Genomic DNA, 12,266 nt, shown 5'->3' with positions numbered 1-12,266 from the left:
CGCTTCGCGGGCTTACCCGCAACGCGGCCGGTGCGATGTTACAGAAGGCTCAGAAGCCCAGGCGGTCGCGCAGGCTGTAGTACCAGGCACCAATGGCGCTGAACGGTACACGCAGCATCTGGCCACCCGGGAACGGGTAGTGCGGCAGGCCGGCGAACGCGTCGAAACGTTCGGCTTGACCACGCAGCGCCTCGGCCAGCACCTTGCCTGCCAGGTGCGTGTAGGTCACACCGTGGCCCGAGCAGCCCTGGGAGTAATAGATGTTGTCGCCAATGCGGCCGACCTGAGGCAAGCGCGACAGGGTCAGCAGGAAGTTGCCGGTCCAGGCGTAGTCGATCTTCACGTTCTGCAGCTGCGGGAAGGCCTTGAGCATCTTCGGACGGATGATCGCCTCGATGTTTGCTGGGTCGCGTGCGCCGTAGACCACGCCACCGCCGAAGATCAGGCGCTTGTCGCTGGTCAGGCGGTAGTAATCGAGCAGGTAGTTGCAGTCTTCGACACAGTAGTCCTGCGGCAGCAGGGTACGTGCCAGGTCTGCGTCCAAGGGCTCGGTGGTGATCACCTGAGTACCGCACGGCATGGACTTGGAGGCCAGCTCTGGCACCAGGTTGCCCAGGTAGGCGTTACCGGCGACGATGATGAACTTGGCGCGCACTTTACCCTGTGGCGTATGAACGACCGGGTTGGCGCCACGCTCGATGCGAACGGCCGGGGTCTGCTCATAAATGATGCCGCCCAGCGATTCGACCGCGGCAGCTTCGCCCAGGGCCAGGTTCAGCGGGTGGATGTGGCCACCGCTCATGTCCAGCATGCCGCCGATGTAGCTGTCGCAGGCGACGACTTCACGGATGCGCTTCTGGTCCATCAGCTCCAGTTGATTGTGGCCGAATCGTTCCCACAGGCGCTTTTGCGACTCCAGGTGGCCCATCTGCTTGGAGGTGAGGGCAGCGAATACGCCACCGTCTTTAAGGTCGCACTGGATGTTGTACTTGGCGACGCGCTCACGAATGATGCGGCCACCTTCGAACGCCATCTGGCCAAGCAGTTGTGCCTGCTTGGGGCCGACGGTGCGTTCGATCACGTCGATGTCACGGCTATAGCTGTTGACGATCTGGCCACCGTTGCGGCCGGATGCGCCGAAGCCGACCTTGGCCGCTTCGACGATGCTGACCTTGAAGCCGTTTTCCAGCAGGAACAGGGCGCTGGACAGGCCGGTGTAGCCGGCGCCGATGATGCACACATCGGTTTCCACCTCACCCTGCAGCGCCGGACGTGGCGGCACCGGGTTAGCCGAGGCGGCGTAGTAGGACTGGGGGTAGGGGGTGTTGGCCATGCTCGAGGAACCTCGTGTTTTATATTTTTAACGAATGTAGCGATGCTATCAATAATAATAAACACCCGCTAGTCGTCCGTTAAAAATCCTTTACCCGGCTGTCGCCGAAGCCTTTCTATAAAGAGGTTAAGATTCAGTGAGTTAGCGCGAAAAAAAGTGTTGACAGGGTTTTTGGATTGCGTAGAATGCGCACCACACGACAGGCACATAGCTCAGTTGGTTAGAGCACCACCTTGACATGGTGGGGGTCGTTGGTTCGAGTCCAATTGTGCCTACCAAATCGAAAAGGGGTGATCCGCAAGGGTCACCCTTTTTTATTGCGCACGCGTTTTACTGTAGGAGCAGCCTTGTGCTGCGAAGAGGCCAATCCCGCTGACATTGATCTGCGGTGACCACTCGGGCCCTTTCGCAGCACAAGGCTGCTCCTACAAAACCCGGTAGCGCAGCAAAGCTGAAAGTTTTTGATTTTTCTGAAAAAAACGCTTTACAGGTACGCATTCGATGTCTAATATGCGCACCACACGACAGGCACATAGCTCAGTTGGTTAGAGCACCACCTTGACATGGTGGGGGTCGTTGGTTCGAGTCCAATTGTGCCTACCAAATCGAAAAAGGGCGATCTACACAGATCGCCCTTTTTTATTGCCTGCTAGAAAGCCGCCGGCAACCACAGTGCCAGTTGCGGGAAAGCGATCAACAGCGCGATCAGCACCAGCAACGCCAGGCAGAACGGCAGCGCGCCGTACACCACGTCCATGAAGTTGCCCCGCCCACGAATGCTCTGCACCACAAACAGGTTCATGCCGAACGGCGGCGTAATCTGGCCCATCTCGCACAACACGATCAACACCACCCCAAACCACAGCGGATCGAAGCCCAAGGCGACGACAATCGGCACGATCAGTGGCGCGGTGGTGATCAGCATGGCCAGTGTGTCCATGAAACAGCCCAGTACGATGTAGAAGAGGATGATCGCCAGCAGTGTGGCCATCGGCGATAGGTTCAGGTCGGTGACAAAATTGACCAGTGTGGTGGTCAGTCCGATGGACGCCAGCACAAAGTTGAGAAAGAACGCCGACAGGGTGATGAAAATAATCATGCCGGTGGTGCGCAGGGTAGCCTCGAACGCCTGGCCCAGGCTTTGCCAGGTGAATGCCCGGCGCCACAGGCCCAGGCCAAAGGCACTCAGCACCCCCAGCGCGGCGGATTCGCTGGCCGTGGCGAAACCGCTGTAGATCGAACCAATCACCAGGGCGAAGATGGCCAGCGGCGGCAGCAGGTCAGGCAGGCAGGCCAGGCGCTCGGCCCAGCGGGTAGTCTCTTTGCGGCCGCCCAACTGGGGGCGAATCAGGCAGGCCACCACGATCAGTGCAATAAACAGCATGCTCAGGATGATGCTGGGAAGCGTCGCGGCCAGGTACAGCTTGGGCACTGACACGTTGGCGATCAAGGCAAACAGGATCATGTTGATCGAGGGCGGAATCAGGATGCCCAGCGTGCCGCCGGCAGCAATCGAGCCGAGAAACAGCGGCGCGTTGTAGCCTTTGCGTTCCTGCTCGGGGATGGCCAGGGTCGAAATGGTAGCGGCGGTTGCCACGCTGGAGCCACTGGTGGTGGCGAACAGTGCGCTGGCGCCGATGTTCGAATTCATCAGGCCACCCGGCAACCACGACAGCCACTTCTCGACGGCCTGGTACATGCGCCCGGCGACGCCTGAACACACCAGCAGCTCACCCATCAGGATGTACAAAGGGATCGCCACCAGCAGGAATTCGCTGCTGGTATTCCAGGCGATCTCGCCCATGGCGCTACTCAACGGCAGCGTCGAGAACAGCTGCGACAGCGACATTCCCAGCAGGCCGACACTGACGGCGGCGGCAACGCTCAACGCCAATAGCGCCAGCAGCATGAACAGGGTAAGGCTCAGCATGGCGTGCGCTCCTTGCCCGGGGTGCTGTCTGGGTAACGTTCTGCCTGGATGTCCTCTTCCACCGAGTTGATACCGATCAGTGTGCTGATAGCGTGCCAGCGGCCCTTCAGCAAGTGGCCCAGGCAGGTGATCGCCAGGCTCGCCAGGGTCAGGGCAAAGAACAGGTAGCCGGCGAACCACAGCGACTGGGGTATCCATTGTGGTACCTGCAAGGGCGTGTTCGATACCGAGCGGTATTCGATGGAGTCCCACAGCACGTTCCCTGCGTGGTAGGCCAAGGTGCTGACCAGCAGCGCCATGCAGGTGAGGGCGAACAGGTCGAGTGCCACCCTGGGCCGTAGGCCTAGGCGCGTATAGAGAATGTCCACGCGTATGTGCGCGCGTTTCAGCAAGGTGACCGGAAACGCCCAGGCGCTGGTAATCGCCAGCACGTACCCGGCCATTTCATCGGCGCCGCCCAGGGAAACACCCAGGGCCTTGCGCAAGATCAAGTCGATGCTGATCAGCAACGCACAGGCGAGCAGAGCGAAGCCGCCGACCCAGGTGCTGGCTTTGGCAATGGTGTTGATGACACCCATGCCTGAGCGGGCGGTGTGCATGTCAGTAGTCTCCGGGGCAAGGTAGCTCATGGGGCGAGGCGCATGCCGATGGCATCGCCCACGGTGGCATTCCAGCGCGCCACGCAAGGGCCGCCGCAGCGTTTGCCCCAGTCATTGGCGATGTGCAGCGCAGCCTGGCGCAGCGCCTGTTTTTCGCTGGCGGTCGGGGCCGAGGCGGTCATGTGCGCGGGGTGGTGAATCTGGCAATCAGGGCTGCCGACATTGCAGGCTTCGGCATAGCGGTTTTCATTGGCGGTCTCGCGCCACAAGGCATCCTCCAGCACCTGCGATTGCGCCTGCAGCAATTGCTGCACCTCGGGCGGCAGTTGCTGCCAGCGCTTCAGGCCGATGCCATAAAAGCCGATCGACCAATCGACGGGCAGGTTGTAGAGGTAGCCTGCAACGTCGTACCACTTGGCGGCATTGCCAGAGCCAATACCGGTGATGGCGCAGTCGATGACGCCGGTCTGCATGGCGGTCACCACTTCGGCAAAGGGCAGGGTAACCGGCGCGGCACCGATGGCCTTGACCAGTTCGGCCATGTTGCGCCCGCGTGTGCGGATTTTACGGCCCTGCAGGTCGGCCAGCGCGTGCACGGCGTCGCGGCAGAAGAACACCTGCGCGGTATACGGCACGGTGGCCAGCAGCTTGATGCCGTGGCGCTCGGCCATGCGTTGTTCCAGCACCGGCTTGTAGGCGTCGGCGATGGTGTGGGCGGTGTCGATGGTATCGGCCAGGCCGGGCAGGTCCACGCCCTCGAAGGTGGCATCGTCGCCGGCCACGAAGGCGAACACGCCCATGCCGATATCGACTGCGCCAAAACGCATCAGGCGAATGATCTCCGGGCCCTTCAGGCCACTCTCCGACAACCCCAGCAACTGCGCGGTGACCTTGCCTTGCGATTGCGCTGGCAACGTCTGGTTCCAGAACGGCTGTTCAACCGCGCGGAACGTGTAGTTGTGGCTGCCACCGCCGACCACGTTGAAGCGGATCACAGGCGGCGCTTGTTGCGGCGCAGGCGTGTCCGCAAACGCAGGCAAGTTACTGAGCAGCGCGCCGAGCGCCAGGGGGATGAGCAGGGAGCTGAACTTCACGGTAGTCCTCTTGTTCTTGTTCGGGAGCTACTTCAGGCGATGTTGAGTCAGCGTGGGCGGGACGCAGCCTCGATGGTCGGCCGCGAGCCGACGATATCAGGGAACTTCTCACCCTTGGCCAACCGCGCCAGTGTGTGCTTTTCGTTGTGCTGGAAGTCGATGGCACGCTGAGCCAGTTCGATGACCTGGCCCGGGCGCAGAAACACCATGCCGTTTTCGTCGGCCACCACCGCATCGCCGGGGTGGACAATCACCCCGCCACATTGGATGGCCGTGCAGAACTCGCCCTCCTGGCCGATCACGCGGGTGGTGATCGCGCTGGCGCCGCGGGACCACACAGGCACGCCATGCTCGCGGATTTCGCCCAGGTCGGTGACATAGCCATCGACGATGATCCCGGCCACGCCAGCCTGCTTGGCGGCATACGCCATGGCGCCGCCCAGTGCGGCGGTTATGCGCTCGCCGCAGCGGTCTACCACCAGAAAGTCGCCTGGGCGCACGCAGCCCATGGCGTAGTGCAAAATTCCGCCATCGTTGCCGGGCATCCTCACGGTGACCGCAGTACCGACGGCCCGCACATTCTGAAAGTGGGCCTTGATGTGGGGGTTGGCAATACCGTGAGTAATGAAGTGGCCGATCGTTGCCGGTTCGGCGTTGATCAGTACTTTAAGTTCGGTGGCGCTGATCGGGGCGGGCAGTGCTTCGATAATATACATAGGAAGTTCTTGTTATGCCGGATGCTTTTTCGAAGGGTTTCGGTCATCCTAACAAGCACGCCGAACGGTCGATAATAAAAATCCGTAAGCAGTTACCGGAGCAGTTTTTATCATGCGTATTACGCTGATGCAGATCGAGGCGTTCTACTGGACCGCCCGCCTTGGGGGTGTTCACGCGGCCTCCCGCCATCTTCACCTGACCCAACCTGCGGTGTCGGCGCGGATCAAGGAAATGGAATCGCTGCTCAGCGTCAAGTTGTTCGACCGCAGCAAGCAGCGCATGAGCCTCACCGCAGACGGCCATACCGCCTTGCGCCATGCCGAACTGGTGCTTAACAACAGCACGCAACTCGAGCAATTTGCTGCGCAGCAAAAAAAGCACCGGCGTTTGCGCCTGGGCGCGGACGAGTGCTCGGCCATGGTTGGGCTGACCGCGGTGATCAGCGATATAAAGGCGCACTTCCCGGAGATCACCCTGGAGATTTCCATCGACGTCGGCGCCGTGCTCAACCGCAAGCTGAACGATCATGAACTCGACATCGCGCTGTTGACCAACCCGGCCACGCGTGAGGATGTGACCGATGTGTTTCTCGGCTGGATGACCTTCCAGTGGGTGGCCGCGCGGCACCTGGACGTGGCCCAGGGGCCTTTTTTGGCGGAGCATGCCCGGCAATATTCGATCGTGACCCACAGTGCGCCCTCGACACTGTATTCAGTGGTGGACCGCTGGCTGAAAGAAAGTGGCTCGGTCAGCCATGCCTTTCATTCAAGCAATTCGCTGGCCTTTATTGCCAAGATGGTCTCGGCGGGGCATGCCATTGGTATTTTGCCGGTGCCATTGATTCGCGACATGTTGGCCGTGGATATGCTGAAGACTTTGCCGTGCGATCCGCCGATTCCGCCAGCCAAGTTCTGCCTGTCGTATTTGACCGAACGCCCGGATATGCAACTCGACACCTTGGTGTCGATTATTCGCGCGACCTTGGTCAAACAGAATTTCTTGGTTGATTAGTTAGTCGCTTTTATAAGGCAGCAATAGGGCCGGCCGGGCACATGCACCCTGGCCGGCCGGCATTTAAGCCAATGCGTGTTTCACGGCCGCTATCTGTTGCCCGGCCTGGTTCAGCCAGGACAGGTCACTGCCCATCAACAGCATGTCGCTGCCCATTTCGATCAAGCGTTGCGCCGTGGCCTGGTCTGCGGGGAAGCACGGCACCATCACCTGGATCGAGCGGGCGTGGCATTTCTCGATCAGCAACTGCAAACGTTGCAGCACTTCCGGGTTGCCCAGGCGATAGTCGACCGGCAATTGTCGCGACAGGGAGTAGTCGGCAGGGCCGAAATGCACGGCGTCGATCCCCTCCACATCGAGTATTTCATCGATGTTGTCAAAGAACTCGTAGCTCTCGGCCATCGGCACGATCACGCTGCGGGTGTTCTCTGCCTGGGTATACGTGGCCCAGTCGAAGCCAGGCCCGGCGTAGCCTGCCGAGCGTACCGAGCTGTCACCGCCGCGGCGCCCCAACGGGGGGAACTTGCTGTAGCGGATGATCTGGCGCATCTGCGCCGCTGTGTGCACCTGCGGCACGATCACGCCCGCCGCGCCCATTTCCAGCGCTTTGCGAATGTCCCACTCCAGTGTGCCACGCACCCGCACCAGGCCGGGGATGGCCGCGCTGTTGGCGGCCAGCAGGAGTTTTTCCATGTGGCTGTCGACACCCAGCGCAGTGTGCTCGGCGTCGATGAAGACAAAGTCCAGCCCCCAGTTGCCGGCCACTTCGATGGCCATGCAGGCTGTGCTGTAGATGTTCATGCCAAAGGTGGTGCCGCGTGCCATGCGGGCCTTAAGCGATGTGTGTGGGGTGTTTGGGTTCATGCTTGAGCTCTGCCTTTGGCGGGTATCAGATGCGGTAGGTTTCGGGCAGCCGGTCGCGGAACGGGTGCACTTCGAACACGCCAGGGTCGCGGATCAGCGATTTGTTGCGGGCCTTGGCCAGGTCGATCTCGACGCTGTACACACCGTCTTCGAGCCCTGCGCGTACCAAGGTCTTGCCGGAAGGTTCGATGATGTGGCTGGTGCCGATGAACTGCATGCCTTCATCCATGTCGTTGCGGTTGGGGGCGACGAAATACACCATGTTCTCTGCCGCGCGGACGGTGCTGAAAATGTCCGGCAGCATGCGCGCCTGCTCGGGCCAGGCGGCGGGCAGCACGACAATGTCGGCGCCTTCGAGCGCCAGCGTGCGCACTACCTCGGGGAAGCGGATTTCATAGCAGATGGCCAAGCCGATACGGCCGATCTCGGTGTCGAATACCGGCGGTGTCCACTCGCTGGGGCGGTCGGTGAAGCGGTCGCCGATCATGAATGGCAGATGGCGCTTGCGGTGCAGGCCGATGATGCCTTGCGGGCCGATCAGCGCGGCGGTGTTGTAGACCGAGGCCTCATGCCGCTCGTAGAACCCGACCACGATCAGGATGCCGCTCTGTGCCGATACCTGCAGCAATGGCGCCAGGGCGTCGAGAGTGATGGCGCCGCGTTCGAGGTCTTCGCGGCTGTCGAAGGCGCCACCGGTGATCAGGCATTCTGCGAAGGCGATCAGGCGTGAACCTTCGGCGGCGGTCTGGCGTGCCAGTTCGGCGACTTTTTCAAGGGTGCGCGCCGGGTTGCCGGCCACCGGGTGAATCTGGGCGACGGAGATTTTCATGCTGTTCCTTATTGGCAATAGAGGGCGCCGCGGGGGCGGCGCGGGTAGCGTCACTGCGCCTGGTAGCCCATGGCCTGGTAGACCTTGCTGACCAATTCGGGGTTGATCTGGGCGGCGTACTTGTCGACCACAGGGCGGATCTTGGCCTGGATGCGTGCGAGCTCTTCGGCCGGCAGGTCGTTGACCTGCATGCCATCGCTGCGCAGGTCGGCGATGGCCTTGATGTCGGCCTCGCGGGAGATCCGGCGCTGCTCCAGGCGCACTTCCTGGGCGACCTCGGTAAGCAGTTGCTGCTCGTCGCGGTTGAGGGTGTCCCAGAAGGTTTTGCTGATCAGCACGATCTGCGGGTTGTAGTTGTGCCGGGTCAGGCTCAGGTACTTCTGCACCTCGTTGAAGCGCGAGGCGAGGATCAACGCCGCCGGGTTTTCCTGGCCATCCACCGTGCCGGTTTCCAGCGCCGTGTGCACCTCGGTGAAGGGCAGCGGGGTGGGGTTGGCGCCCAGCGCCGCCCACACGTCGAGGAACAGGGGCGATTGCTGGGCGCGGATCTTCAGGCCCGCGATGTCTTCAAGGTTTTGCACCGGGCGCACGTTGTTGGTCAGGTTGCGCACGCCCAGCTCCCAGAACGCCAGGCCTACCAGGTTTTTCTCCGGCAGCTGATCGGTGAGCATCTTGCCCACTTCGCCATCGAGCATGGCATCCACCTTGGCGGTGTCGGTGTACAGGAACGGGAAATCGAGAATGCCGAAGTCGGTGACGTGGTTGATCATCAGCCCGGCGTTCCAGGTCATCATTTCCACCACGCCACCTTGCAGCGACGACAGCACCTGCACGTCGCCACCCAGCACGCCATTGGGGAAGGTGCGCACCTTGATCTTGCCATCGCTGCGTTCTTGCACTTTCTTGGCGAACAGCTCCATGCCGATGGCCGGTGGCGTGCCCTTGGGGCTGGTGGCGGCGAATTTGATCACGCGCGCGTTGTAGTCGGCGGCCATGCTCAGGCTGCTGGAAAGCAACAGGGCGGCGATGACGGCGAGCTTCTTCATGCTGTGTACCTTTTATTGTTGTGGGGATCAGTGGCCAAACCACTGGGCAGGGACGGTGACCAGTTCGGGGAAGATGACCAGCAGGAACAGCACGATGACTTCGGCGATCAGGAACGGGAACGTGCCCTTGAGCAGCGCTTCGTAGCGCATCCTGCCGATGCCACAGACCACGTTGAGCACCGTGCCCACGGGCGGGGTGATCAGGCCGATCGAGCAATTGATCATGAACAGCACGCCGAAGTAGATCGGGTCGATGTTCGCCGCGGTCACCACCGGGACCAGGATGGGGGCGAGCAGCAGCACGGTCGGGGTCAGGTCCATGACCATCGAGATCACCAGGATCAACAGCATCAGCACCACGATCAGCAGGCGCGGGTTGTCCATCACCGGCTGGATCAGGTCGATGATCTGCCCGGGGATATCGGCGATGGTGATCATCCAGGCCGGTATCGAGGCGGCGGCGACCAGGAACATCACGGCGGCGGTGGTCTTGCCGGCGCGCAGCAGCAGGTCATTGAGCGACTTGAGGCTCAGTTCGCGGTAGATGCACGACGACACCAGCAGTGCATAGACGCTGGCCACCGCGCCGGCCTCGGTGGGGGTGACCACGCCAAAGCGCAGGCCGACCACGATGATCACCGGCAGCATCAATGCCCAGAAGCTGTCGACCAAAGCCTTGAGGCGCTCTTTGCCGCTGGCCTTCGGGCTCAGTTCGACGTCGGTGTTGCGCCGCGACATCAGCCACCATGCCACGACCAGGGCGGCGGCGATCATCAGCCCGGGGGCGATGCCGGCCAGGAACAGCTTGGTGATCGACAGGCCGGACGCGACGCCCAGCACGACGAACCCGATACTGGGCGGGATGATTGAGCCAAGCACCGATACCGAGGCGATCAGGCCGCCGGAGCGGTCGCGGTTGTAGCCGGCGAGGACCATCATCGGTAGCAACAGGGCGGTTAACGAGGCGGCGTCGGCCAGTGCCGAACCCGACAGGCTGGACAGCAGCACGCCGGCGAAGATGGTGACGTAGCCGAGCCCGCCGCGCAGGTGGCCGACCAGTGTGATGGCCAGCTTGATGATGCGCTTGGACAGGCCACCGCTGTTCATGACCTCGCCAGCGATGATGAACAACGGAATGGCCAACAGGGGGAAGCTGCCTGCCGAATTGATGATGTTTTGCGCGATGATCTGGCCATCGAACAGGCCCAGCAGCCACATCAGGGCCACGCCGCAGAGGATCAGGGCGTAGGCGATGGGGGCGCCGATCAAGATGGCGGCCATCAGCACGCCGACGAAGACTGACAGGGCCATTATTCGACTGCTCCGTGTTCGGCTGCCGAGGGCTCGGCCGGGGTGTGCGCGGGAAGGGTGCCCATCAGGTTTCTGACCAGTTGGGTGAAGATCAGCAACCCGCTAAGGATGCAAAAGACCAGGCCCGCCCCATGGAACAAGGCCATGGAAATGCCGGTGGAGGGGGCGCCGACATGCAGGTTGATCACGGTCTGCTTCCAGCTGCCGTCAAGGAACAGCCAGGTCACGTAGAGCATGAGTAGTTGCGTCAGTGCCAACAGGCACCTGGCCACACCAGGCGAAACCCGGCGGGTGACGATGTCGACACCGATGTGGCCGTTTTCATGAAGCATCAATTGGGCGCCGGCAAACACCAGCCAGACGAATGCCAGGCGGGAGATCTCTTCGCTGAAGAACAGGCCCGAGTTGAAGCCATAGCGCAGCACGACATTGGTGAAAATCAGGCAGGTGATGGCCACAAGGCAGGCGATCACCAGCGTTTTCAGAACCAGAAAGTAACTATCGATCAGTGTTTTCATGGCGCCTCCTGGAGCAGAGCTGCCCAGGGAGCGCCGAAAGCGCTTGGTGCGAGAGCGCGGACAGCAACATCCACCTTTAGGTGTAAGCGGGGCATGGGGTCACCTTTTTATTATTGGACATACGTCGTCGTACGACTGCCTGGAATGTTGTCTGAAACGCCCGGTTTCGGCTGCCTCAAGTTTTTTATCAGGGGGATAAGAAATGGCGATCAGTGCCCGGGCCGTGGCTGCGCAGGGGGCGGTGGTCGGCACATCGCGGTAGCAGGGTGTAACGTATGGTCGCGGTCCTTGCCCGGGGGCGGCATGCTAGAATCCGCCCCTTCGAATCTGGAGGTACACGCGTGCGCAAACTGGCTGTGGTAATGGCAGTGCTCGCCCTGGCGGGCTGTGAGAACGAAGTCGAAGGCGTGCACAAACAGGTGGCCGAGCACCTGCACAACCCCAAGACTGCCAAGTTCGGCAACGTGCGGATCGACACCCATGGCACCATTTGCGGCCAAGTCCGCGGCAAGGACGACGCCGGGCAGTACGAAGCCTACCGTAGCTACGTGGCGATCAAGCGTGATGGCCAATACGAGATCATCGTCGACGACAGCGGCAACAACCTGCGCATCCGCGAGCTGTGCGGTGGTGCCGACCTGCAGCGCCGCGCCGAGGCGCTGGCCGGTGAGCCGGCCCCGGAAGGCTGGGATGTCGAAGTGGTGCAGGGGGCGAACATGGGCGCTTTGAGCGACATGACGGCGCGCCTGATCGAGAAGGGCATCCCGTCTTCGGTCGAATACCGCAACGGCAAGCCGGTGGTGTTGATGGGGCCATTCCCGACCAAGGAAGAAGCCGAGGCGCGCAAGGCCGAGGTGATGGCCAAGCTGGGCACCGATTCGGTGGTCATCCAGCATGGCGCCCAGCGCTAACCCCGCAACCCACACCGTGTAGGCGCAGCCTTGTGCTGCGAAGCGGCCGGTGCAGCCACCTGAACCCAGGGCGTCTGCACCGCCCTCTTCGCAGCACAAGGCT

12 protein-coding genes and 2 tRNA genes are annotated in these 12,266 nt (G+C 61.8%); 4 read left to right on the top strand and 10 right to left on the bottom strand.

Features of this window, described 5'->3' with window-relative positions; genetic code table 11:
- Positions 1-49: 49 nt before the first annotated feature.
- Positions 50-1,333 (bottom strand): NAD(P)/FAD-dependent oxidoreductase, encoded by a 1,284-nt coding sequence (locus QOS90_RS09380; protein WP_027592660.1) that lies wholly within the window; start codon positions 1,331-1,333, stop codon positions 50-52.
- 201 nt (positions 1,334-1,534) lie between these two features.
- Between QOS90_RS09380 and QOS90_RS09375 the strand changes: the two genes are divergently transcribed.
- Both QOS90_RS09375 and QOS90_RS09370 read left to right on the top strand, forming a co-directional pair.
- A tRNA-Val gene (locus tag QOS90_RS09375) sits at positions 1,535-1,611 on the top strand.
- A gap of 248 nt (positions 1,612-1,859) precedes the next feature.
- Positions 1,860-1,936, top strand: a tRNA-Val gene (locus tag QOS90_RS09370).
- Positions 1,937-1,982: 46 nt separating this feature from the next.
- Here QOS90_RS09370 and QOS90_RS09365 read toward each other — a convergent pair.
- The 4 genes from QOS90_RS09365 to QOS90_RS09350 are packed head-to-tail and all read right to left on the bottom strand — an operon-like array spanning position 1,983 to position 5,672.
- Positions 1,983-3,263, bottom strand: a complete 1,281-nt coding sequence (locus QOS90_RS09365) for a TRAP transporter large permease (RefSeq protein ID WP_027596097.1) — start codon at positions 3,261-3,263, stop codon at positions 1,983-1,985.
- Positions 3,257-3,862 (bottom strand): TRAP transporter small permease subunit, encoded by a 606-nt coding sequence (locus QOS90_RS09360; RefSeq protein ID WP_085273083.1) that lies wholly within the window; start codon positions 3,860-3,862, stop codon positions 3,257-3,259. The genes QOS90_RS09365 and QOS90_RS09360 overlap by 7 nt, the downstream gene beginning before the upstream one ends.
- Positions 3,863-3,888: 26 nt before the next feature.
- Positions 3,889-4,956, bottom strand: a complete 1,068-nt coding sequence (locus QOS90_RS09355; RefSeq protein ID WP_097151332.1) for a TRAP transporter substrate-binding protein — start codon at positions 4,954-4,956, stop codon at positions 3,889-3,891.
- A gap of 47 nt (positions 4,957-5,003) precedes the next feature.
- Positions 5,004-5,672, bottom strand: a complete 669-nt coding sequence (locus tag QOS90_RS09350) for an RraA family protein (protein ID WP_085273084.1) — start codon at positions 5,670-5,672, stop codon at positions 5,004-5,006.
- Positions 5,673-5,784: 112 nt separating this feature from the next.
- Between QOS90_RS09350 and QOS90_RS09345 the strand changes: the two genes are divergently transcribed.
- A complete protein-coding gene (locus QOS90_RS09345) occupies positions 5,785-6,684 on the top strand; it encodes a LysR family transcriptional regulator (protein ID WP_027596101.1) in 900 nt (299 codons plus the stop codon).
- A gap of 63 nt (positions 6,685-6,747) precedes the next feature.
- Here the strand turns inward: QOS90_RS09345 and QOS90_RS09340 are convergent, their stop codons facing one another.
- Genes QOS90_RS09340 through QOS90_RS09320 form a run of 5 tightly spaced genes read right to left on the bottom strand, consistent with a single transcriptional unit; the run spans position 6,748 to position 11,252 of the window.
- On the bottom strand, positions 6,748-7,548 hold the full coding sequence (locus tag QOS90_RS09340) for an HpcH/HpaI aldolase family protein (protein WP_085273085.1): 801 nt from the start codon (positions 7,546-7,548) through the stop codon (positions 6,748-6,750).
- A 25-nt stretch (positions 7,549-7,573) separates the two neighbouring features.
- Positions 7,574-8,377 (bottom strand): carbon-nitrogen hydrolase family protein, encoded by an 804-nt coding sequence (locus tag QOS90_RS09335; protein ID WP_085273086.1) that lies wholly within the window; start codon positions 8,375-8,377, stop codon positions 7,574-7,576.
- A 50-nt stretch (positions 8,378-8,427) separates the two neighbouring features.
- Positions 8,428-9,423, bottom strand: a complete 996-nt coding sequence (locus QOS90_RS09330) for a TRAP transporter substrate-binding protein (RefSeq protein ID WP_085273087.1) — start codon at positions 9,421-9,423, stop codon at positions 8,428-8,430.
- A gap of 27 nt (positions 9,424-9,450) precedes the next feature.
- On the bottom strand, positions 9,451-10,734 hold the full coding sequence (locus QOS90_RS09325) for a TRAP transporter large permease subunit (RefSeq protein WP_027596105.1): 1,284 nt from the start codon (positions 10,732-10,734) through the stop codon (positions 9,451-9,453).
- Positions 10,734-11,252, bottom strand: coding sequence for a TRAP transporter small permease (locus tag QOS90_RS09320; RefSeq protein WP_027596106.1), 519 nt, complete (start codon positions 11,250-11,252; stop codon positions 10,734-10,736). The genes QOS90_RS09325 and QOS90_RS09320 overlap by 1 nt, the downstream gene beginning before the upstream one ends.
- A 341-nt stretch (positions 11,253-11,593) precedes the next feature.
- Between QOS90_RS09320 and QOS90_RS09315 the strand changes: the two genes are divergently transcribed.
- The gene (locus QOS90_RS09315; protein ID WP_027596107.1) at positions 11,594-12,163 is read left to right on the top strand and encodes an SPOR domain-containing protein; all 570 of its coding nucleotides are present in this window, start codon (positions 11,594-11,596) and stop codon (positions 12,161-12,163) included.
- Positions 12,164-12,266: the final 103 nt, after the last annotated feature.

The sequence above is a fragment of the Pseudomonas sp. LAIL14HWK12:I10 genome (genome assembly GCF_900184205.1).
Classification (GTDB): Bacteria; Pseudomonadota; Gammaproteobacteria; order Pseudomonadales; family Pseudomonadaceae; genus Aquipseudomonas; species Aquipseudomonas kermanshahensis.
Note: the sequence above shows the minus strand (reverse complement) of the source record. Positions and strands in the feature narration are given on the sequence as shown.